The organism is Mesorhizobium sp. B2-1-3 (assembly GCF_006442495.1).
Lineage (GTDB): Bacteria > Pseudomonadota > Alphaproteobacteria > Rhizobiales > Rhizobiaceae > Mesorhizobium.
Genome location: NZ_VFWL01000003.1, coordinates 411,972 through 434,968, shown reverse-complemented (window position 1 = coordinate 434,968; position 22,997 = coordinate 411,972). Strand labels below are relative to the sequence as shown.

Here is a 22,997-nt window from a genome sequence, read left to right as displayed (position 1 = left end):
TGTCATGGCCCAGGTGAACAGGGTCGCCGCGCCGTGCCAGTTCAAACTCGCCCTGTCGAGAAATAGCCAAAGGGCCGTGTAAGCCAGCAGCACCAGGAATGCTGCCGGCCGAGAGGTCAACGTGCCAATTGAGGTGAGCACGCTCGTGATCGGGTGATTTGCCATCATCAAGAACTTTCGACTGCAACGCGGGTTCCCATTCTTGGGCCAAGCTCGCGAACGTGCTTGAAGGGTTTTGCCGCAAGCTGATCCGACATCTTGGGCGGCCACAGTTTTGGACGAAGCCGGAACTTGGCGACGATGGTCGGATGCGCTGGCGTGAAGGTGTCGTTCCACGGCAGATATGAAGCCTTCTTCATGTGTGGCGGAACCTTCGGCGTCGTGCAGCTTTACGTTCTTTAGGTGGAGATCATGAGGGGAGATGTAGCTCGTCTTCGCTGGCGTGGTGGTGTGCAGCACGCGGGCGAGCGCGCGGTGACACCACTCTGATGTCCGCGCGAAGAAATGGATCGCTAGCTTGCCGCCTTCGACCCGCGGACAGTCGTACCATCCTAATGGTCCGACACTCGGCGATTCTCGGAACGTGACTACTTCCAAGTGATGGGGCGAGGTATGGCACGCGATACAACCTGACCTGAGCTTTTGAGCCCGCTCGATATTAAGGAGGTAACCCCTTGCCAGGTGAGACGATACTGCCGAACAGATCAGGTTTCGATCTCTCCGTGTTGTTCAAGGTGCTGGAACGACGGGACGATCTCACGGCCCAAGACCGGGCAGTACTTAAGGACGGCCCCTGGCGCGTGCGTGACTACGAAGTCGACGACGAAATCGTCGTGGAGCACTCCGAACCCAAGGAGAGCTGCGTTATCGTCTCGGGGATCACGGGAAGAAATGTCACCTTCGCCGACGGCAGGCGTCAGATAACGGCCCTCCACATTCCAGGCGACTTCGTTGATCTGCATGCATTCCTGTTGCACGTTATGGACCACAACGTCGTTGCTTTGGCGCCAACTCGCATGGCGTTCATCGGGCATGATACGCTGCATCGGATCACTGAGACCCACCAGCATCTGTTCCGCGTGCTGACAACGGTATTGGCGGTGGATGCCGCCATTCAGAGGGTTTGGATCGCGTGCCTCGGGCGCCGGTCCGCAGAGGCCCACCTGGCGCACATCATTTGCGAGATGTTCCTGCGTATGGAGGTCGTCGGCTTGACCCGGGAATGGTCATTCGAATTTCCTGTCACGCAAAGCATGCTGGCGGATACGGTGGGGCTGTCGATTGTCCATCTCAATCGGACGCTTATGGCATTGCGCCGTGCTGGCCTTATCACCTGGCAGCGTAAGGTCGTGACCATCACGAACTGGGATCGCTTGGTGCGAGCCGCCGAGTTCGACGCGACTTATCTCAACCTTCGCAAAGAGCCGCGATAGAGACTTTTACTCGCGTGCTTCGTCACCTCCCAGCAGCAATGATGGCCCAAGCAATGGCGCACGGCACGCTCGGCTTGAGAGGCAGGTGGAGGACCCCAACGGGCAAATTGCCGACGCACTCCTCAACCACCTCGGCCCGTGCACAATCGTGCTAACGGATAGTGCTTCGGCCGCACGGCAGGCGATTTTCTTCAGGCTCCTCTGCTGCAATTGAACCTATCCGGGCGGCCCTCAAGCACGTGATCCGCGGTGTTCATGCATCTTGGGCTAAGGGATCTGATGCGTCTGGCGCCGATTAAAGCGGTCAGTTTGGAACTTTTCATCCCCACAAGCGTTCGAAGGGGCTTGTGGGGACGGGGTGCCAAATGAAGCAAGGGATTCTTCCTGCTCAAGTCGACGAGGTAGCCTCTCTCTCGGAGGTTCCCGATCCGATACTCACCAATGAGTTTGAGGATTTCTTCGAGAATGCCGCCATCGCACTTCACTTCGTCGGGAAAGATGGCACCATCCTGCGTGCCAATCGCGCGGAATTGCAAATGTTGGGATTCACGGCCGACGAATATGTAGGCCGCAACATTCGCGATTTCCACGCAGATCAGGTTGCTATTGGAGACATATTGGACCGCCTGTCCCGGCGGGAGGAACTTAAAAACCACCGCGCCCGGCTGCGTGCCAAAGATGGCTCGACCCGCTGGGTGGAGATAACCTCCAACGTTCGCGCATTGGGTGACCGCTTCCTCAATACCCGCTGCATCACCATCGATGTGACTGAAACGGTCAAGGCGCAGGAGCTTATCCGCGAACAGGAGCGGCGCCTTGCCATCACCTATGAGAACGCTGCCGCTGGTATTGTGGAAGCAAACGCCGAAGGCCAACTGCTGCGGGTAAATTCCCATCTGTGTGACCTTTTGGGCTACACGCAGGATGAGCTGATTGGACGATCGATTTTTGACCGCACCTTTCCCGCCGATGCTGAAGCAGATCGCGAGCAGTATCGACGGCAAGTGGCTGGCGAGATCGACAGCTACACACTTGAAAAGCGATTTGTTCGCAAGAATGGATCAGTTTTTTGGGCTGTTGTGAATTCGTCGAGCGTTCATGACTGCGACGGGTCATTTCGATACGCTGTACGTGTCCAGCACGATATCAGCGAGCGCAAGCGGGTTGAGGCGGCGCTTGCCAAACGTGCCGAGGAACAGGGTGCGATACATCGATTCACCGAAATGCTGCAGCATGCGCGCACGCAAGAGGATGTGTATGCGCCGGCGCTCGATGCAATCCAACGTGCGCTCCAATGCCAGCGTGCTTCGATATTGCTGTTGGATAAAAACGGGCGCATGAAGTTTGTGGCTTGGCGTGGCCTGTCCGACACTTACCGCGTAGCGGTGGAAGGACACTCGCCTTGGTCAGCGGAGAGCCAAGATCCGCAGCCGATCTGTGTTGACGATGCACACCAAGCGGATTTGCCGGAAGAATTGAAACAAGCGATCCAGACTGAGGGCATTGGTGCGGTCTACTTCATTCCGATCACACAAGGTGGACGGCTTCTGGGCAAATTCATGGCCTACTTCGACCAGCCTCAAGAGCACTCGGAACAGCAGATTGAAACGGGTCGGACCATCGCTCGTCAGCTCGGTTTCGGTATCGAACGCATAAAGGGCGAAATTGCTGCTCAAAGGCTGGCAGCAATCGTGGAGTCTTCCCATGACGCGATCGTCAGCAAGGATTTGAATGGGATCATTTTGACATGGAATCGCGGGGCTGAGCGCCTGTTCGGCTATTCGGCCTCGGAAGTGCTCGGCAAGCCGATCACGATCATCATCCCTCCGGATCGGCTGCAAGAGGAGCCGCTCATCCTGGGTCGAATACGCAAGGGCGAAATTGTCGATCATTTCGAAACAGTCCGGCGCCACAAGGATGGGTCGCTAGTGGACATTTCTCTGACTATATCGCCTGTCCGAGACGCAGCGGGCCGTATCGTTGGCGCCTCCAAAATTGCCCGGGATATAACTGCGCAGAAAATTGCGGAAGCAAAGGTGCGCGACAGTGAACGTCACCTTCAGGATCTTCTCGCGGCCATCCCTGCTGCAATCTACACGACCGATGAGCAAGGCAAGATCACCTATTTCAATGAGGCAGCGGTCGAACTCGCCGGCCGCACGCCGGTGATCGGCAGTGATGAATGGTGCGTCACCTGGAAGCTCTATTGGCCAGATGGAACGCCACTTCCTCACGACCAGTGTCCAATGGCTGTTTCCCTTCGTGAAGGGCGGCCGGTCCGGGGAGTTGAGGCGATTGCCGAGCGGCCGGACGGCACGCGGATTCCATTCATTCCCTATCCGACGCCGATGCGGGATGCAGCTGGAGCAATTGTCGGCGGCATCAACATGCTGGTCGACGTCAGCGAGCGCAAGCAAGCTGAGACACAACAGCGGATCCTGCTTAACGAACTCAACCATCGCGTTAAGAACAACATGATGATGTTGAAGTCCTTGCTTTCGGTAGCGGCCAGGACCAGTCAAAATTCGGAGGCTCGCAAGACGCTCGACGAGGCGAGCAAGCGAGTGGCAACCATGGCTGCGGCTCAACGTGTTCTCTACGACACCCCAGACGCATCCAATTTCAGCGCGCCACTTTTTCTCGGGGCCATTTGCGAAACGACAAAGCAGGTGTTTCCAGCGAACGTCCAACTCATTTGCGACGCCGATCCCATCCAGTTGCCCAACGATATCGCGATGCCGCTTGCGCTCATACTCAATGAGCTTTTGGTCAATGCCGTCAAACATGGATCTGCGGGCAAGGCAAGCATCATTCGGGTTGGGATCAAGCAGCACGGTCAAAAGCAGGTGTTGACGGTAGAGGATGAAGGTTCAGGTTTCGATCTGAGGGCGGTGCGTCCTTCCTCGTCAGGTTTGCGGTTGGTTGAGGGGTTGGCGCGACAGATTGGTGGGATTTTCGAAGTTGAGCGAGATCCGTCTCGTTGCATCGTGATTTTTTCTCAGGCTCCCGGGGAGAACGGCTTTGACCTTAAAAACGGCAATGTTTGAGACAGGCCGAACGGGGGAGTCGAACCAGCCATTCAGACCTCAGTTGGTTTTCTCCAGAGATGATGGGATTGGAGCAGAAGCGAGAATTTCCGGCAAACCATGCATCATGATCGTCGAAGACGACTACCTCATAGCCCTCGATGTCGAGGCTAGTCTTAGCGATGCCGGTTTTGTGTTGGCTGGGATAGCCAGCACAGCCGAGGAGGCGATCATAATTGCGCGCTCGGCTCAGCCTGCGATTGCCCTGATGGATATCCGCTTGCTTGGCAAGCGGGACGGAATTGACGCAGCGTTGGAACTCTACCGGGACTTCGGCATACGGTGCATCTTCGCAACCGCGCACGCTGACCGCGACGTAAAGCTTCGAGCCGAAGCGGCAAGACCACTCGGCTGGGTTCAGAAACCCTACTCTACGGCGATGCTCATCGAAGCCATCCAAAACGGTTTGCAGGAGCTCGACAACAAAGGCTGAGCGTCACAGCCGGCAGCCAGTGCTGGCGAAGCCCTGGCTTTGAAATTAACGGACGTAATCTTCGTTGCTATCGCGAATTGGTACGCTCCAAGCTGGCCGGCTGATCGATTGCGACTGTACGCATACAGACCACCGGATCCATTTTGCCTGGCCTGACAACCCAGGAGGCCTGGTATCAGGCCAATAGCATGGGCCTGCAATCATACCGGGTTTGGTTAGATACCATAGTGCCGACAAATCTCTCCGTCACTTCGACCGAAGTCCGGCTTCGGGCCGTGGCCATGGAACTGCCGAAGGGCATCGGCACACCACGGCAGCGCGATTGGCTACTCGGAGTATGTCGCAGGGATTTCCGATGTGAGCTTCTTCGGCGAAGCCGCCAAACGCTGTCTCGACATCGTGCACGCAAACACGCCCGCATGGAAGGACACCTTACGATGGACGTCGCAGAGTGGGTTAGCCAATCTCCCGACCGTCAATATCGGCCCGTGGTGGCGCGACTACCATAGATCGCTGGAGAGGCTGCACACCGGCTATGCGCGTTCGATGTCCTGCCCGTCTCTCGGCGATGTCTGCTCCAGGACTGCTCGCCCTCCTCCTGACCGGCGCTTTTTCGGTCGGCAGTTAGAGCTCGGGGCCGTTCGGCACGGAGCCGCTCTTCTTGAACGGATGCCATCGACGACCGCTTTCCAGACGCAAGCGAAGGTGCTCCCGCTGCCCGACCTGAACGTCGCGGACCGTCAGTCGGAAAGGACCGACGCATCCGGCTCGGCTGCTAGCCGAGCGTGCGAATCGGAACCAAAGTTTGAGGAGCAAGTTTGGCCGTGAACGCCGAAGTTTGGCACAACCATCCAAGGAAGGAGAAGCCGATGAAAGCGCAATGCGGGCCGGCGGCAGTTTGCCGCTGCTTTGGTTTTGTTGAGCTTGCCGGCGATGGCCCAGACGAGCGGGACACCGGACCTTAAGCTGCCAACGCAGCAGTCTGGATCCACGCCGCCCCCCGGCCCCACCGGACATATCGACGACCAGACGCGTGAAATGATGCGCCAGATGATAGACGAGATGTTGCAGGAAAAGCTGCAGGGAGATGGCGGTCCCGAAGGAGGACCTCCGCACCGCAAAGGTTGGCACCGGGACATCGCACAAGGGCCTCGCGAGGCGGGCAGGATATCTCGAAAGGCTGATCGCATGGGGCCCCGCATGATGTACTTTGCCCGTATGCAAATAATGTTTGCGATAATGGACGCCGACGGCGATGGAGCCCTTTCGCACAGCGAGATCCAGGATGTGATCGGGCGGATATTTGACGCCGTCGACGAGAACGGCGATGGCAGGATTGACCTCGAGGAGATTCAATCCTTCTCACAGGGTCGTGGAGGTGGAGACATGCAGTAGCGCCCAAAGGGGCGCCTGGCTCCTGTTCCTGGCCGCCATACTCGCCCGACCTCAACCCGATCGAGATGGCCTACTCAAAACTCAAGGCGCACCTGCGAAAGAAGGCGGCCAGAACCTTCGACACGCTTTGCGAGGCTCTCGGCGATATCTGCCACCTGTTCGAGCCAGCCGAATGCAGAAACTTCTTCAAAGCGGCCGGATATGAGGCCGATTAATCGCGACACGCTTGAGGCAGAAAAATTGCGCGGGCGCCAAAGCTGTCCGGTCTCGGCCCGCCAAGTCCCGGGAACATGGCCGCGAAGAGGACCATTTGTTCACCTGACCTGCGGCGGGAGGTGGCCATGCGCGGCCTGCGGCAGCTCTCTTTTGGCATGAGAAGCCCGGTCACAGGTGCTTGAACCGCGAGCGGCAAGGACGGCTGATCAGGCGATGAGGCGGAGAGATTCGGACGTTCCCCTCAATCCGCCATGCCGGCCTCATGGGGTACTATTGCGTCGAGGATTGCGTTGTACAAACTGACGGTATCTTCCTCGATTTCTGTGCTGCTGATGCCAGCCGCTTTCGCATCCGAAAAAAGCTTCTGGGTGAGTTGGGCAACCGAGGTGACATCCGCCCCGACTGTTTCCGGGACGTTGCTTGATATCCATTTGTGAAGGAAGTTGGTTCCACGCGTGCTCATCGAGAAAACAACCACCAGATGAACAGCGCGCAAGCCCCAACCACAACCGCTGAGACCGCTATCAAAATGCCCCTGCCGTTCTGCCATCCGGGCGGCGGCGGAGGCACCACCTTTTCAGGCTTGGTTCGATCGTCCATTCCGCAACAAGCTGCGGGGAGATCTTAGGTTCCGCTAATCCCGTTTCGCGGAAAATAACTTGCCATGGCTGCCACACATTCAATTTTTCACTCCAGCGAAAGAACCGCCTTTTTCAGCCTTCGGCTCCGACCTGCAGGAGGTGCTAAGGCCGGGTCAGTGAGAACAGCACGCCTGGCGATTTGCTCGCGTCGGCATACCGGCGATTTCTGGCCGCGAACCGCGTATTGCTTGAACACCTGACGTCCCTAGTTGCGGTCTCTCAAAAACCTCGCCTCCCGCAGCAATGAATTCCAATCGGGGCCGATGAGCTTGATCAGGTCACGCGCCTGGCGTTCCGAGATGCCGACTTCTTTAGCCAGCCGCCGAGCAAGAAGCCGCATGCCCTCGTCTTCGCGTTCGCTGCCGTCATCTTCCATCGAAACCTCCTACGGCCGAACGTGGCAGCGCTGGTTTGGTTTCGCCAGGCAAAAAAAACCGCCGGCCGGAGCAAGCGGGCGGATTGTATTGACGAATTTGGGCCGCCCTTCTTGACGAGACGCATCACCGCCACAGAACTACCAAATGACTTCAAGGATCGACGCAACTCGCGACCTAATGCTTTCGGATACCGCCGACCTAGTTGCTGCTGCAAGTGCGGCCCGGGAACTCTATGGCCCAGACGCGGCAACGGCAGTGGTCTACTGCGCCATGGAAGCACATTTCGCTGGGCGGACGGCCGATTTTCTTTTCTGGTTTGATGTTTTTCGCGACCTGATTAAGCCCAAAGCTCAATGAAGCGGCGTGAATAAAGGGCGAGGTAGGAGGCCGTTTGACCGCGCGTCCTGGCCGTCTGGAATCCGTTTGGAGAACGGCAAGGACATACTCCTGGAACTGATTGGGAATGGCCGAAGGAGCCGCGCTCGCTGGCAGCGAAGGCATCCCCCGATGAGAAGTAGCGCGGCCAACACGAAGCTCTATCGCCGCGCATCACCCGACCTGACGCCAGAACATGGACGGCGTGCCATCGATGCCCGCGGATTAACTATCGAACTACGCGGATTATTGTCGGATCAGAAGCAATGACCGCCAGAACCTGCTCGTTGCAAAAGAGGCGAAAGGCTGCCGCCTACGCAAACTGAGGAGCCCTGCAATCTGGTCGACGCCGATTACATCACGGCGCAAGCGGGGTGGCGCGAACCCGCACACTCGGATGCGGCTAGAGTTCCGGGTTTTCGGCAATTTGCTGGCGGATATCGGGAAAGGCATTGAAAAGGGCCCAGCGTCCCCGTCTGGAGATGCCAGAAGCTCTTTTATAGACGCGGGTGGACGCCCGCATTGCCACAGCCCGGCCCTGTTCAGCCTGTCGTGGGTCCACTGAGGAAAACCGCCACCCGCGCTGGATCCGGTGATCCCAATTGCCGGCAAACTGGTCGATAGGGTTAAAGCTATGGCGCAGCATTGTTGGATATCGCCCGCCGATTTAACCCGGGCCGCGTCTGACACTTAGCTGACTGCGCGCAGGCGCCGAGACCGAACAAAGAGTTGTAGTCCCTCGGAATCCAACGCATGGCCGAAGGCATAGCCTTGCAGTATGTCGCAGCCCAAATCTCCAAGCATCCGTGCGTGCTGCATCGTCTCGACACCTTCTGCTATAATCTCGATACCCAGGGACTTGCCGATCTCAATGATCGACGACACAACCTGCCTTCGTTGCGGAGATTTGACGATTGGAATGATCAGCTGCCGATCTATTTTCAACCGGCGGGGCTGTAGCTTGAGCAGGCTGACTATAGAGGCATAGCCCGTGCCGAAATCATCTATCTCTATATCGATGCCGAGTTCCTTTATTTGATTGACGTTCCATGCAATCAAATCATCGCTGCCATCCAGGAAAATAGACTCAACAAGCTCGAACGAAACCGTTCCCTTTTTGATATCTAATTTCCTTAAGCTCTTTATGAGTTTTTCGTCATGAAGACGTCGCGCGGAAACGTTGACCGATACCCGTGGTATATGGAGATTTGCATTGGACCACTTTGCAAAATCTGAAAGTGATTGATTCAGTATGGATCGATCGATCATCGAGACGACATTTAACTCGTCGGCAATCCTTAGGAAGGCATCCGGCGCTAAAATTCCCCGCTTTGGGTGTCTCCATCGCGCAAGCGCCTCGACGCCGACGATTTCGAGGGTTTTTGCATTAAATTGAGGCTGGTAGAAGGCTATGAACTCATTGCGCTCCAGGCCGCCGAGAACTTCGTCGGCAATCCGCTTCGTGTCGACGATCTCGCTTTGCATCACCTCGGTGAAGAAATCATATCGGTTGCGCCCACGCGTCTTTGCCTGGTAAAGCGCGATGTCGGCATTCACCAGCAGATGCTTGCCTTCGATGTCATTGTCGTTCTCGACTGCAATCCCCACGCTAGCACCAAAGCGGCAGCGGTGGCCGTGGTAGTAAACAGGTTCGCTCATCTTGCTGATGATGTCGTCAGCCAGCAGCCCCAGTTGCTTAGTATGCTGCACAGTGCACAGGACCACGAATTCGTCGCCGCCAATACGAGCGACGAAGCCGCCCTCCCCTACCTTGGATCGCAGCACGGTAGATGCGTGAACCAGCATCGCGTCACCCGCGGCGTGGCCAAGTGTATCATTGATGTGCTTGAACCGATCGAGGTCGATGTGAAGCAGGCCCACATGACCGCAGTCTCGCCTAGCTTTTGCTACGAAGTCTTTCAGTACCTGGTCGAGGTAACGACGGTTGGGCAAACCCGTCAGAGAGTCGTGAAGTGCGATATGCTCTATGCGCGCCTTGGCAGACTCGAGTTCTGCATTTTTCGTCTCCGACAGCTGTTTTGCGCGAACCAGGTCGCTGTTGAGCAGGACGTCGGCCGTTACATCCCATTCCGCGCCAATCATCTTGGGCGTCTCGTTTGGGGCTTGGTATATGGTGGCCTTGGATCGGACGTAACGAATTTCACCACCTGGACGGACAATCCGGTACTCCGACGAATATGTTCCGCCGCTGGCCACAGCACTGTTGAAATCTGCGTTGGCGCGGGCCAGATCCAGGGGGTGAATTGCGCCCGCCCAATCCGAATAGCCGCGAGGACCTCCATCGCTGGGCTTGCCATATATTTCGTTCACGCGATCATCCCACGACAGGTCATTGGTCGCGAGATCATGTTCCCAAACGCCAATGGCTGACGCCTCCAGAGCAAGTTCTAGGCGTCGGGACAATCGACGCAGTTCCGTATAATTGCGCTGCCTTTCACTAAGCAGCCGACCTGCTACCAGGAATGGGATCAGGATCAGCGCCCCGGCCGCGGCCATGATGGTACGCAAGAGCCAAGCGTTGCTGGGGGTCGAAGGCCAGCCGTTTTTGGGGACGGCTGCGATCTGCCACGAACCGGACGGAAGCAGAACTTCGGCCGTCACCGGATTGCTTTTGCGGATGTCTGCAGAGCCAAAAAATTGAACTCCGCTTGGGCCAAGGGCATCTTTCCCTATGAGCGCGATATCAATCCCGAGATCATCGTCAAACAGGCCGCTCGCCTTGTAAAGGCGCTGCACATCGACGACCGCGGATATGATGCCCCAAAATCTTTCACTGTTGCCCGCACTCGACACGAAAACCGGAAAACGGCCGATGAAGCCCTGGCCTCCTTGCTTCAGGTCGACGGGGCCGGCAAGAATCAACTTGCGCTCGTCTCGCGCCCTTAGCGCGGCCTTGCGTTGCCAATCATCCTTGCGGTAGTCGAGGCCCATCGCCTTCTCGTTGCCCTTCAGCGGATACAACAAGGAAACGACCAGATCGGGCGCGCCGGCAATGTTGTTCAATTGTGAGTTTTCGCTGAACAGGTTTCTCGCGAGAGAAGCAAAGCGTTGCTGTCCCATATAGGGTTCCGTCACGACCGTCGCGACCAGTCCATGCACAAGTTGGAGGTTTCCGCTGATGTTACCTTCTAGCTTGGCGCGAATTAGATTTACCTTGACCAGGACATCCGCGCGGGCGGCTTGGTCCGAAACGATTTTGTTTTGATGGTCCGCATACGCTGCGCTGATGGCAATAACCAAGACCGCCATGGCGGCCGGAATATTCACCGAAGAAAAAACGGCATCCTTCATCCCGCCGAACCTAGCGCCGAAAAGGGGCAATGGGGTCGAACTCCCTGTGTGGTTCCGGTGTTCGGATGGACTCGTGCTACAATACTAGCGTTGATTGCTTAATTTTAGACTTCACACTTCTGAAAACTTTGCACTTCCGACGGTGATGTCATCTCGGGTCGACGCCGGTCCCCTCGACGTTTTCACGCTGCCGACGACACCGATGACAACACTGATATTGATGGGAATCGTCGACAAGCGACTTCGTCACCTGCCCTGACCGCAATCAGAGAAGACAGGCGAAACGGCTACAAACGGCACGAACCTGGGCTGCTGCCAACCCCTTACAAGCCGCGCTACACGGCGCGGCTGGCCTATACGCAAGATTTAGAAACGGCTACGCTCAAGCTGAGGGCGTTCGCCTAGCAAACCAGATCGCCGTCGAAAGCCCGACCAGCCGGTGCTCGGCAGGCGGGTGCCTTCGACTGCGCGTCGTAGCAAGAGCCCTGTGCTCGGAAAGAATCCTGATCGCAGGCGACAGTCGTTTAAGCGGGATCATACCGTCACATGGATTTAGGAGCAGCGAGATATGGGATCATACCGACGCTCCGCTTCGTCGCGCCGATGGAATAGGCCATCGGAATCCTGGGAGAGTTCTTTGGCAAGCCGTACATATTCTTGCCGGCCCTCACCGCAAATGAAAAGTGCTGCCACGAAACCGTGTCATGCTCATTCAGAAAATCGAGCGTGAGCCCAGCTGAAATCAGGGCGTTCACGACATCGCTGATGGGATGAATCCACTCATAGTAGCGAGGATGCTTCAAGCGCCGGTCGTCGCCGGTATAGGTAAGTTCCTCGTTCCAGGCGAGCGGCTGAGCTATGGGTGTTCGCCAGTCGTGCTTCAACTCGAGTGCCGCGGCCTTGCGATCACACTGGAACATTAACGGATGGCCCTCAGCCATATAGAGCCGACCGCCGGGTCGCAGGAGATCGGCAACCACTCGCGCCCACCGGCCCACGTCGTCGAGCCAGTTTACCGAACCCCAAGTCACGTAAGCGACGTCAAAGGTCCGGCCAAGCGCTTCGACTGCCTCGAATAGCGGCGCTTCCACGAAGCGCACATCAGTGCCTGCCTTGGAAGCGAAATCCCGCGCAGCGGCGATGGCAGTCGGTGAAAAGTCGAGGCCGGTCACGCTGCGCGCGCCGAGATTTTTCAAGCTGATCGTGTCGAGCCCAATGTGACATTGTAGATGGATGATATCCTTGCCGACAATATTACCGAGCTCGCTCGTCTCAAGCTCATAGAGATTGGATCCCCCTGCCAGCACGTTTTCGATCTGGTAGCTGCCCGTTGTGTCAGTCGAATGCAGTTCGGCCCGATCATCCCAATTAAGGCGGTTCGTACCCAGAAACGATTCCACACCCCCTCCGATCGTCAGCGCTTGCTGATGCTTGGTAAACAAATGCTTAATATCTTTGCAGCGAAAGGGCCGTGCGTCAATCTGAGGTCGGCGGACGATGTGCCAGTTCGCGAAGCCTATAATCGCGGAGACAGCGGCGGGGTCTGAGGGAAGGTGTAGGTTGCTCGAACTGAGTTGATGATGATGCAGGCAGTTGCCGACCGCTCGCCTGGCAGTAGTTCTGCAAGCTCGGAAGAGAGCGCCAGCTGCATGCTTAACGAGGGAACAGTTTCCGCTCGTCTGCGACGACCCGCGCGGACCTGATCGGATCGGGTCGGTTTGCCTCATCAACAGCCCATCTGAGTGCCCCTCATGCCAACGAGCATCACATGATCGATTTCGGCAAGTCGGCAACGGAAGTGCTCGGATCTGAACGGGCAGCGTAGGCACGGTTCTCGCCGCCCGTCGATCAGCCCACGCTACCAGAGCTCCAACGGCGATCGCGGTTTACAGCATCGTTAACTCGCCATCGACCACGTATTGCCTGCCGGTCACATCTGCAGCAGCATCCGACAGCAGGAACCACGCGAAGGCTGCGGTCTTCGCCTTCTGGGGGGCCGAGAAAGTCGGCAGCATCCCCGGAACTTGCACTCAGCATGTCGTCTCGGGAACACGAACCCCGGTTCCGCAACGCGAGCCCAGTTCGTCCCCGCGGCTACCAACCTCTACCCTGGCACGCCCCACGGCGGCATGCGCATCCCCTGAAACCTATGGTGCTCGGAGGTTCGGCATCGCAGTTGGGGAATTGAATATTGCCAAGTGAAAGGTCGTGCCGATCTGCCGGGTCGCGGGTGCCGAGGGTGCCACATCTCTTAGATAGAGAGGTCGATCCAGGCGGCTGCAACCGCGGTCTGCTAGTGGCGTCCGTCAAGAACCATGCGAGGCATGGCCGGGCCTCGCCTTGATTCCCGAGCCCGCCTCGCCATTTTGTACCTGCGTCGTGCCCTGACTTCATCCTCCGCTTGCTTGCGCGATATCTCCACCGTACCGAGCAGCATCTTTTCTGGCATGCGATTGTCGTTTGAATTTCGAGTGGCCGCCATATTGGTTCTCCGTTGTGGAAGCCGAACTTCGACTTGGCGGAAGTGTTCCCTGCGGCGCGGGATCGATGCCTCGGGAGCACTAGTTGACCACCGACGAACAAGATCGGGAAACAGAGCCGCGACGTGGCTGGTGGCGGCAGATCCAGGGCGGGCATATCATAGTTAAATGACGGCGCAGGAGCAGGATGCGATGGGGGTGCTCAGCGGCTCCCCTTAAGCTGCTGAACAAAGGCATCGGCTTGCGGAGGACCACAGCATGCGCATGCATCATCCAGCAGACATCGCCATTTATCCAACCGATCTCGAACTGCTGCAGCGGGTTCTTATCCAGTATTGTTCAGAGAGACGGTGCAGTTTGGATTCCGCCATGGCCAACGACGCAGCATGTGAGCTGATGGCGCTGTTTCAGGCCGGCATCGAGGACGAAGGCGAACTCGAACGCATCATTTCCCGTCATGACATGCCGCTTCGGATGGTGGGGTAGGTGCCCTCCTGCCCGTGTAGTGGGCATGCTGTAGGGTCCAGGCTGCACCGCGCGGCTGGCAGGCTTATCCCACCCGCCCCCGCAACAAGGGCGCCGGCCACCTTGGCTCGGCACGGGTGCGAGCAAATTGTTTGCTAAGAACAGCCATACATCGAGCCTCGGTACCGGGTAGCCTCAATCCATAGTGCGAGGGCAATAGCTGGCGACCGCCCCTTAACTTCCAAATCGCGACCTCGATAGCCGCCAGCCGCGATCCATACTGTCTTTGAACGCTGGTAGATTGTAACGCCCCGTGCGCTCGCCCAAGCGCACAGGTCTGCAAAGTCTCGCTTCATGATTTCCCCACACGCAGCAATCGGAACGCTATAAACTGCGAAGGTGGAGGTATGTTCCACGATGCTAAAAAAGCCCGCCACCTTTCGGCGGCGGGCAATCAGCGGGAACACAGCACTGAATGGGAACAGTGCGAGGGTCCAACATCGCCAGCTCGAAATCGTTCCATGCTTCGGCAGGGATCATATAGCGGTTGCTTGACGAACTTGCCGACGTTCGCCGGAAGTCAAGAATGCCGCTGCGCTCCGCGCGCTTTCCTAGCGGATGAAAGCATAACCGCTAGGCTGCTATGCCAATGACGAGCCCCTTGCGCCGCAGATCGTCGATCTCTGCTTCATGTCTTGGCCGACGCGTTCATTTGCCCTGGCGTTGCCTATTCCACGCCTTGCTCCGACTCAACGCCGATTGCGTCGCCGTCACATAGACCGCACCATGATCCCAATTGTTCGTCTTGTGGGGAGCTTTGACGATGGCCTCTCGGTTATCCCTGTCTTTGTCCTTGCGGGCGCAGGTCTCGGTATATCGGGCGTGAACAGGTGTGAGGCCTGTCGCGTCCGCCAGATCCACTTGGGTAATCGGGAATTCAAAATTCTCGTCAACAATGTCGCCGAAAGCCCGCATGCGCACGAAAATTTCATATATCAGAAATCCAATGCGCGAAAAGGCGTCGCGCCTTCCCTCATCGATAATGCGTTCGCGCAACAGCCCTTCATCCTGAAGCGTGTTCCACCAGAAGGCGAGCGCGATACTAGGGCGGTCGAGAAGCAGTTCCTTCATGCGGGTGCCTGAGATCGGCAAGGCCGGCGTTAAGGGGCACGCAGTGACGAAGCAGGACCTGAAGTTCAGCCAGCGAGATTCGCCGAACAACTTTTCGCGACGAGAGAGGGGGCTGGCAACCCTCCACGGCGGCAGTGCCTACTTGCGGATGATCCAGTTTATCAAGGCGGGTTCGATCTGTTTGCGGTCGGTAAATTCCACGATCAGGCTTGTAGCCAGATCGCGCCATTTGTCTTCCGGCACTTTGGTTTCCAAAACCAGTTTTTTGAACACTTCGCGCAGAATGTCGCAATCAAATGCGGAGATGTCGCTCGGTGCCTTTGCCGCCTGCCCGATAAATTCGGAGCACGATCCCGGCTGGCGATCTTTCTGCTGCTCATGAAGGCGCTTCAAGAGTTGGCGCGAGGCTTCGACGGCCTTCCGGGAAAAGCTCAGGCTCCGGTGAAGTTCGTCAATCTCCAGTCCGGTACGCCGAACACTCAACCGCGCAGCCTCGACCAGCATTCGAGTGGTATCTGTTTGCGTGGCCATCATCGCCATTCCTCCCCAGCGATGTTTGTCCAATCTAGGCACATTTGATGGGTCACTTCAATGCCGACGCCGGCGGAATTCTTGGGTGCCGGCCTGTAGGATCTTAAGGACCAGCCGTTCTTCGTCAGCCATGTCGCTTGGCAGTCAGCCATTCAGAGCGGGGCCGATTGTATGGACGGGCAGCATGATCACCATCGAGCCTGTCGTTTGGGCTACAACGGCTTGCCGAAAACAAGGAACACTCACCAAAACCGCTGCGAACACAAATCATGTACCAGGCTGCCGGCCAAGCCACCATATTAGTACCCGCCACATGAAGCGGGTACTCAATCGACCGGCGATGAAGGGACTGGTGATCGGCGGTCGCCTTACTAATGTGACCTCGCCTGCGTTGTTTCACGCTTCAGACCTTTGCGCTTCGGAATCAGACTTTGGTCGGGTTTGGGCGGTCCGATTCAAACCACCTGGCAAGGCGCGCCAGATGTCGACCCCAGGCGGTCACGAGCGATGCCACAGCTATCGCGATTCTGGCGACCTAAAGGCGCCAATCCCCACAAGTTTCCGACGACAAGGCTATCACGTTACGAAAATCCCCGTTCAGCCCGAACCCGAACGGGGCGTGCATATTTGCTGCCACGCCAACCTGGCAATGGATTTGAATGGCAAGCCAAACCATACCGAGGACGGTCAGCGTGCGCGAGACGCCGTCCTGAATTCATGCAAGCCAGAGAAGTGGTCAGCGTCGTGAAGCGGCCGGCCTAGCGTACGTCTCCGAAAGCGGGCCTCGGCTTTACGTGTTCGCCAGACGAATGGCGGCGACCGATAGCGGCGGCAGCGCAATTTTGAGGACCAAGCTACCGGCCTCGCTCTTGCTCGCGACCGGCTCGCTGCGAAGCTCCGAAAGATGTTTGAGTCTATCCACGGTCGGCGCGTCGAGATATTCGGGTTTGCCCATTTCTTCCCAGCGGCGCTTGGCGTTGGCGTGCTCGGCGTCGATGCGTTGCACGCAAGCCGTGGTCGCAGTCGACGCGGCTTTCAGCGTGAACAACACCTCCTCGGTCTTGATCGGATGGCGCGGCAGGGCGAAATTCGTCAGTATCAGCGTAGACGCGCCGTCGCCGCGGACGAACCAGGCGTCGACCGTCTCGTGAGCGCCCTCGACCGGCAGCATCTCGGTGCCAGCGCCATGCAGCAATTGAAAGGCACGATAGGCCGGCTTGGCGATGCCGTGGATGTTCAACAGTCCGAACCCGCCCTGGAAGGGCAGCGAGGGAAAATAATTCTCCTCGAAAATATCGGAGAAGGTCCAGTAGCTGTATCCCTCAACCAGTCCGTTCGCTTCCAGAACGGTCTTGACGATGAACGCGGCGGCATAAGGGTCGTCATGCAAGGGATCGCGCGGGTTCGAGGAGGTGCACCATTCGGTATAATAGAGGGGCACGTCGCCCGCTTGCTTGCGCGCGCCTCGCGCCTCGTCGCGCAGGGCGCTGCGTTTGCTGGCGGCGAGCTGCGCTTCGGTGTCGTCGCCTGGTTGGCCGAAATCGTCCGTCGGGTAATGGTGCGTGCTGACGAAATCGGCGGGCAGGTCGCCGGTCCGGCAGAAATTCAGGAAATCCTCGATCCACGCGTTATCGGCCGTCGCCGGACCGCCGACCCGCAACAGCTTATCGACGCCTTTGATGGCTTCGGCGGTATAGCGATAAAGCTCGAAATAGTCGCTTTGCTTGCCGCTGCCGAAGGCGGTCAGGTTCGGCTCGTTCCAGACCTCGAAGAACCATTGGCGCACCTCGTCCAGGCCGTAGCGGCCCACCCAGTGGCTCACCAGTTTGCGGATTAGCACCGCCCATTGCGCGTAGTCCTTCGGCGGCGTGACATTGGCGCGGTAGTGAAAGGCGGTCTTGTCGCCGGACGCCAGGGCGACGGGCATGAAGCTCAATTCGACGAACGGCCTCATACCGATCGAGCGCAGATAATCGAAGATGAGATCGGCGTTGAAGAACGAATAGAACAATGTGTTGCCCTCGCCGATCAGCGTGCCCATCTCGTCGCACAATATGCCGTGGAAGCGGACATAGCGCATGCCGAGCTCATCATGCGTCCGCTTCAGTTGCGCCTGCCAGTCTGCGCGCAGGCCGAGCGTGGCGTGCCCACTGCCGATCGTGTGTTCCCAGAAATGCGGCAGTTCCGTCGCCAGTCCGTTCAGGTCACATGAAAATGTCGCCGTCATGTAAGCCGCTCCTATCCGCCACACGACGCGCGTTGGCGATGATTGTCAGTGTGGGATTGACCACCGCGATCGAGGGAAGAAGCTCGCATCGCCGACCGCCGTCCATTCCGATCAGCCGTTGGTCGAAAAGCCAGGAAAGAGCGTCATGCCGCCATCGACGAAAAGCGTGGTACCGACAACGTAGTCGGAATCGTCGGACGCCAGCCAGACGGCTGCCCGCGCGATGTCTTCCGGCAGGCCGATCCGCCCATACGGAATCAGCGTCAGCAGGCCCTTGAGCGCTTCGGGCGTATCCCAGGCGGAGGTATTGATGGGCGTGCGTATCGCACCGGGCGCGATGGCGTTGACGCGGATGCGTCTGGGGGCCAGCTCCTGCGCCATGCTTTCCATGAGCAGCTTGATGCCGCCCTTGGAGGTGGCGTAGTTCGCATGGCCTGCCCACGGGATTTCCTGGTGCACCGAACTCATGCAGATGATCTTGCCGGCCGCGCACGAGACGGACGGCACCACGCCGCGCCGCAGGAACTCGCGTGTCGCAGCCTGGGCGCAAAGGAACTGGCCGGTCAGATTGACGCCGAGAACGTTAGTCCAGGTCGCCAAAGGCATGTCAGCAAACGCCGAGTCGCGTTGCAGGCCGGCATTGGCGACAAGGATGTCGATGGTGCCGAACTCGCGCATCGTGCGCTCGAACATGTCTCGAACCTGGTCTTCCATCGAGACATCGGCCATGTGGGCGATCGCCTTGCTGCCGGCCCGATGGATCTGGTCCACGACGGCGTTCGCGGCGTTCTCGTTTTCGACATAGTTCACCACCACGTCGGCGCCCGCCCGGCCAAGCGCAACGGCAACGCTCTCGCCGATGCCTGAATTAGCCCCCGTTACGATGGCTTTCTGCCGCGCCAGAGGCTTGTGATCGGACATGGAGAACTCATTCGAAAAGAAGCTCGCCTGGAACTAAAATTATCGCCACTGCCAGGTCAGCCGGCTCCCATGAAACGCAACCGCGGACCAAAAGGTCCGGCTGGCGCCATTACAATGCGGTAACGCGCAGGAACATGAATGTGATCGCGGCTTGCGAACCAATCCAACGCTCCAATGTAAGACTGAGTCGGGAGCGCGCCGAGCGCGCACTTCAGCCGGAGCCCGAAGAAAGCATCCGACGCCCGCTATCCTCGCCACGTTCCCTGTGCGCTGCCTGTTGGGCGTGTTGTTTCTGTCTTTCAGCGCGCCGGACAAGGTGCTGAAGTTCAAGCGGGCGATCGATCAGACGGCGAAACTTGTCTTGGCATCGACCATTCGGCGACCGCCGTTTCCAGCAGCGCCGGGAGCGTCACGCTCTACGAGAACCTCGGCCTGTCGTGCCAGCCCGTTCCTTCAGCCTGGGCGCCACCCCGTTTGCTCGGTGTGAACCGTCCTTCTCATCCTCAACCCTCCTGTAGCTCCCGCAAAGCTCTCCGTCTTTTCGATCCAGCGAAGACCGCTCGGACCCAAAGCCGCCTCGTGAGGCAATCTTCCTGGCCGCACAACCGCGTCTTGTGGTATGAACAAGAACATCATCGGTTTCCAATCTGACAGTCGGACAAAGGGAGTTGAATGATGTCCATCAAAAGCAAAGTTTCTCGCCGCCGGTTCCTCGGCGGCAGCGCCGTCGCCTTGGCGGCCGGCACGTTGGGGATACCGTTCGTGCGAACGGCACGCGCGCAGGTGGCGACCTTCAAGGCCGGTGTCATCACCTCGCTGTCGGGCGAGAACATACTCGGTGGCAACCTGACCAAGCGCGGTTACGATCTCTGGGCAGAGGCCATAAACGCCAAGGGCGGCGTCGAGGTCGCCGGCCAGCGTTTCAAGGTCGACATGTTCTACGGTGACGACCAGAGCAACCCGGCGACGGGAGCCGATGCCGCCGAGCGCCTGATCGTGCAGAACGAGGTTGATGTGCTGTTCGGCCCCTACACCAGCGGCTCGACCATCGCCGTGCAGCCGATCTGCCAGAAGTACCAGGTGCCAATGATTTCCGGCTCCGCGGAATCGCCAAACGTCTGGAAGGCCAAGCCGGAATTCAACTTCGGCATCATCCCGGCCGTCGACACCACCGCAGGCAAGTCGCTGGCCGTACTGGCGAAACTGTCCAACCCAGCGGCCAAGACGATTGCAGTGATTGGTGTCAACGAGCCCTTCTCGAAGGAAACCGGCGAAGGTTTTCGCGACGGGGCCAAGGAAGCCGGACTGGAACTCGTCGCCTACGAATTGGTACCGGCCTCGGGCGACCTGACCCCGGTCATCTCCAAGATCGCAGCGCTCAACCCCGACATCGTCGCCGTCGGCGGCCATGAGGAGCCGCTGATCAACGTCGTCAAGACCTCGAAGTCGCTCAACTTCCGGCCCAAGGCGCTGATAATGCACTATGGCGTCACCGACCCGGCCTTTGCCCAGGCGCTTGCCGCTGACGCCGACGGCACCTGCGGCGTCTCCGTGTGGCTGCCATCGGTGCCGTACAAGGACGACGTCTTCGGCACCGCAAGGCAGTTTGCCGAGATGGCGCAAAAGAAGTCTGGACACGAGCCCGACTATACCGAAGCGGCCTGCGCGGCCAGCGGACTCGTTTTCGGCGATGCCGTCAAGCGGCTTGGCAAGAAGCCGGCGCTCACGCCCGAAGACAGGGTGGCTCTGAAGGACGCGATAGCCGCCACCGACATCCAGACCTTCTATGGGCCGATCAAGTTCGAGAAGGAAGGCAACCACTACCACGACAACGTCCAGCCGGTGCCGGTGCTGATCCAGATTCAGGGTGGCAAGACCGTGGCGGTGGGGCCGAAGGAAGCCGCGGCAGCAGACCTCACCTACCCGCTGCCGGCCTGGAAATAGGCGGTTTTGGACAGGGTGTGGGCGGCCTCGTCGCCATCACTCTGCCAGGCGGAACCACGGTTGCGCGTGCGCGGAAAATGACGGACCATGCCGTTGAGCGCGCTCGCCTCGCCATGGCATTCCCGCTCTTTCGCTTGCCTACTGAGGGACGGTTTGCACCTTGGATCTTTTCCTACAGACCTTGCTGAACGGCCTTCTGATCGGCGGCGTCATCGCCACCTTTACGATCGGATTCCAGCTCGCTTTCGGCGTGCTGCACGTCATCGATTTCGCCGTGGGCGGCTGGGTCGTACTGGGTGGCTATCTCGGCTACTACATGGCCGCTGGACTGGGCGTCGACGGATTCCTTGCGATCCCGGTCGCCTTCGTGCTGTTCGGCGCCATCGGCTATCTGATCGGGCCGATCCTCTACAATGTCCGCAACAGCCGCACGGCGCGGCCGGAATTGATGGCGCTGGCGCTGACCTTCGGATTGTTCACGCTGCTGCGCGGCGGCATGCTGACCGCGTGGGGCTTCAATACCCACAGCGTTCCGACGGCCTTGAGCGGCGAGAGCCTCGCCGTCGGCCCGTTGACGGTGCCGCTGATCCGCGTGGCGGCGGCGGTGTTCGCGGTCGCCATCGCCAGCGGACTGTTCATATTCCTCTACCGCACCCGCTATGGATTGGCGATCCGAGCGACGGCCGAAAACCGGCAGAACGCGGCGCTGATGGGCGTCGACATCCGCCGCCTAAGCGCCAATGTTTACGGACTCTATGCAGGCATCACTGCCATGGCCGGTGTGTTGATGGGTGCAATTTTTTCAGTCAATCCGGAGGTCGGCCTGCGCTATACGCTGTTCGCATTCTTCGTGGCTGTGCTTGCCGGCTTAGGCTCCGTCGGCGGTGCCCTTGTCGCCGCGCTGCTGCTCGGCGTCATCGAAGCCTTCGTTGCGACCTATGTCGGGTCGAGCTATTCACTGTTGGCGATATTCGCCACGCTGTTCCTCGTCCTGCTCGTATCCCCGCGCGGGATCCTGCGGCACGGCTTGTGAGACCGGACATGAACCCACGCTGGGCCGGCGTCCTCCTGCTGATCGCGGTGATCGGCGTGTTGGCGCTGCTGCCGATGCTGGTCAACAACTATTGGCTGCGTATCGCCACCGGCGCACTGATGTGGGCGGGGCTGGCCTGCTCTTGGAACATACTTGGCGGCTATGCCGGCTACATCAATTTCGGCCATTCGGCCTTTTTCGGGCTCGGCGCCTACGTCACCGCGCTGCTGATGGGCGACAAGCTCGCCTGGCCCTTCTTCGCCACCGTCCCCGCCGGTATGGTTGTGACAGCGCTGTTTGCCATCATAATCGGAGCGCCGACGCTGCGCCTGCGTGGCGCTTATTTCGCCATAGCCACCTGGGCCTTCGCCGAGGTGCTTATCCAGTTCGCCTCGGTGATGGACTTCACCGGCGGCATCGGCGGAATTGGACTGCCGCCGTTTCTCGATGAGCGCTTCTTCTACTTCGCCATGTTCGCCGCAGCGGCGCTGACCTACCTAATCACCTGGGCGCTGTTCGAGCGCTCACGTTTTGGGCTGAAGGTCAAGGCGCTGCGCGACCACGAACTGGCGGCCGAGGCAATGGGCATCAACACTTCGCTGGTCAAGCTGCAGACCTTTGTGCTCAGCGCCGTCACCGCCTCCGTGTTCGGCGCGATCTTCGCCTACTGGGTCACCTTTATCAATCCGAAGAGCGTCTTCGGCGGCGACATCACCGACCAGATGGTGGTCATGGTGCTGCTGGGCGGGCTGGGCAGCCTGTGGGGGCCGGCACTGGGCGGCGTGGGGCTGTTCGTCGTCAACCGGCTGATCTGGATGTATTGGGGCGACACCGCCTTCTATATCGCCATATTGGGCGCGGCCATCGTGCTGGTGGTGCTGTTCATGCCGAACGGCATCGCCGGCCTGTTTTCGAAGCGCGCCGGCAACTCCGGCGCCGTGCTGGAAAAGGCGGTCGACAAGCTTGTCGGCGGTGACCAGGGAGAGCCCAATTGAGC

The 22,997-nt window shown here is 58.8% G+C and carries 18 protein-coding genes and 1 pseudogene; 10 read left to right on the top strand and 9 right to left on the bottom strand.

Features of this window, described 5'->3' with window-relative positions; all coding sequences use genetic code 11:
* Positions 1-167: 167 nt before the first annotated feature.
* A complete protein-coding gene (locus FJ973_RS30850) occupies positions 168-359 on the bottom strand; it encodes a hypothetical protein (RefSeq protein ID WP_140567522.1) in 192 nt (63 codons plus the stop codon).
* A gap of 315 nt (positions 360-674) precedes the next feature.
* Here FJ973_RS30850 and FJ973_RS09235 point away from each other — a divergent pair, with 315 nt between their 5' ends.
* From FJ973_RS09235 to FJ973_RS09215, 5 genes and pseudogenes are all read left to right on the top strand, one after another.
* Positions 675-1,433 (top strand): Crp/Fnr family transcriptional regulator, encoded by a 759-nt coding sequence (locus tag FJ973_RS09235; protein ID WP_224656184.1) that lies wholly within the window; start codon positions 675-677, stop codon positions 1,431-1,433.
* A gap of 365 nt (positions 1,434-1,798) precedes the next feature.
* On the top strand, positions 1,799-4,480 hold the full coding sequence (locus FJ973_RS09230; RefSeq protein ID WP_140523372.1) for a PAS domain S-box protein: 2,682 nt from the start codon (positions 1,799-1,801) through the stop codon (positions 4,478-4,480).
* Positions 4,455-4,952, top strand: a complete 498-nt coding sequence (locus FJ973_RS09225) for a response regulator (RefSeq protein WP_224702955.1) — start codon at positions 4,455-4,457, stop codon at positions 4,950-4,952. Before FJ973_RS09230 ends, FJ973_RS09225 begins: the two co-directional genes overlap by 26 nt.
* A 933-nt stretch (positions 4,953-5,885) precedes the next feature.
* A complete protein-coding gene (locus FJ973_RS09220) occupies positions 5,886-6,347 on the top strand; it encodes an EF-hand domain-containing protein (protein WP_140523369.1) in 462 nt (153 codons plus the stop codon).
* A 16-nt stretch (positions 6,348-6,363) separates the two neighbouring features.
* Positions 6,364-6,562 (top strand): annotated as a pseudogene (locus tag FJ973_RS09215) (transposase); the annotation flags it as partial.
* A gap of 242 nt (positions 6,563-6,804) precedes the next feature.
* Here FJ973_RS09215 and FJ973_RS09210 read toward each other — a convergent pair.
* Both FJ973_RS09210 and FJ973_RS30845 read right to left on the bottom strand, forming a co-directional pair.
* Positions 6,805-7,026, bottom strand: a complete 222-nt coding sequence (locus FJ973_RS09210; protein WP_140523490.1) for a DUF768 domain-containing protein — start codon at positions 7,024-7,026, stop codon at positions 6,805-6,807.
* 383 nt (positions 7,027-7,409) lie between these two features.
* Positions 7,410-7,580 carry a hypothetical protein gene (locus tag FJ973_RS30845; RefSeq protein WP_181165432.1) on the bottom strand — a complete coding sequence of 57 codons (171 nt, stop codon included), beginning with the start codon at positions 7,578-7,580 and terminating at the stop codon, positions 7,410-7,412.
* Positions 7,581-7,725: 145 nt separating this feature from the next.
* Here FJ973_RS30845 and FJ973_RS09205 point away from each other — a divergent pair, with 145 nt between their 5' ends.
* Positions 7,726-7,938 (top strand): hypothetical protein, encoded by a 213-nt coding sequence (locus tag FJ973_RS09205; protein WP_224646616.1) that lies wholly within the window; start codon positions 7,726-7,728, stop codon positions 7,936-7,938.
* A gap of 708 nt (positions 7,939-8,646) precedes the next feature.
* Here FJ973_RS09205 and FJ973_RS09200 read toward each other — a convergent pair.
* Positions 8,647-11,268 carry an EAL domain-containing protein gene (locus FJ973_RS09200; RefSeq protein WP_246675841.1) on the bottom strand — a complete coding sequence of 874 codons (2,622 nt, stop codon included), beginning with the start codon at positions 11,266-11,268 and terminating at the stop codon, positions 8,647-8,649.
* 542 nt (positions 11,269-11,810) lie between these two features.
* A complete protein-coding gene (locus tag FJ973_RS09195; RefSeq protein WP_224656190.1) occupies positions 11,811-12,710 on the bottom strand; it encodes a class I SAM-dependent methyltransferase in 900 nt (299 codons plus the stop codon).
* 1,296 nt (positions 12,711-14,006) lie between these two features.
* Between FJ973_RS09195 and FJ973_RS09190 the strand changes: the two genes are divergently transcribed.
* Complete coding sequence (locus tag FJ973_RS09190) at positions 14,007-14,234, top strand: hypothetical protein (protein ID WP_140499490.1); 228 nt, start codon at positions 14,007-14,009, stop codon at positions 14,232-14,234.
* A 687-nt stretch (positions 14,235-14,921) separates the two neighbouring features.
* On the opposite strand, the gene FJ973_RS09185 is transcribed toward FJ973_RS09190, so the two are convergent.
* From FJ973_RS09185 to FJ973_RS09170, 4 genes are all read right to left on the bottom strand, one after another.
* Entirely contained in the window at positions 14,922-15,344 is a 423-nt protein-coding gene (locus tag FJ973_RS09185; protein ID WP_140499492.1) for a hypothetical protein, read from the bottom strand.
* A 138-nt stretch (positions 15,345-15,482) separates the two neighbouring features.
* Entirely contained in the window at positions 15,483-15,875 is a 393-nt protein-coding gene (locus FJ973_RS09180; RefSeq protein ID WP_140555438.1) for a hypothetical protein, read from the bottom strand.
* Between the two features lie 790 nt (positions 15,876-16,665).
* On the bottom strand, positions 16,666-18,102 hold the full coding sequence (locus FJ973_RS09175) for a glycosyl hydrolase (protein WP_140499496.1): 1,437 nt from the start codon (positions 18,100-18,102) through the stop codon (positions 16,666-16,668).
* A 111-nt stretch (positions 18,103-18,213) separates the two neighbouring features.
* Entirely contained in the window at positions 18,214-19,023 is an 810-nt protein-coding gene (locus tag FJ973_RS09170) for an SDR family oxidoreductase (protein ID WP_140523363.1), read from the bottom strand.
* A gap of 675 nt (positions 19,024-19,698) precedes the next feature.
* Here FJ973_RS09170 and FJ973_RS09165 point away from each other — a divergent pair.
* The 3 genes from FJ973_RS09165 to FJ973_RS09155 all read left to right on the top strand — a co-directional run bounded on the left by FJ973_RS09165 (position 19,699) and on the right by FJ973_RS09155 (position 22,995).
* Positions 19,699-20,967 (top strand): ABC transporter substrate-binding protein, encoded by a 1,269-nt coding sequence (locus FJ973_RS09165; RefSeq protein WP_210239474.1) that lies wholly within the window; start codon positions 19,699-19,701, stop codon positions 20,965-20,967.
* 160 nt (positions 20,968-21,127) lie between these two features.
* Positions 21,128-22,000 (top strand): branched-chain amino acid ABC transporter permease, encoded by an 873-nt coding sequence (locus FJ973_RS09160; RefSeq protein ID WP_140499499.1) that lies wholly within the window; start codon positions 21,128-21,130, stop codon positions 21,998-22,000.
* Between the two features lie 8 nt (positions 22,001-22,008).
* Positions 22,009-22,995, top strand: coding sequence for a branched-chain amino acid ABC transporter permease (locus tag FJ973_RS09155; RefSeq protein ID WP_140523360.1), 987 nt, complete (start codon positions 22,009-22,011; stop codon positions 22,993-22,995).
* Positions 22,996-22,997 lie beyond the last annotated feature (2 nt).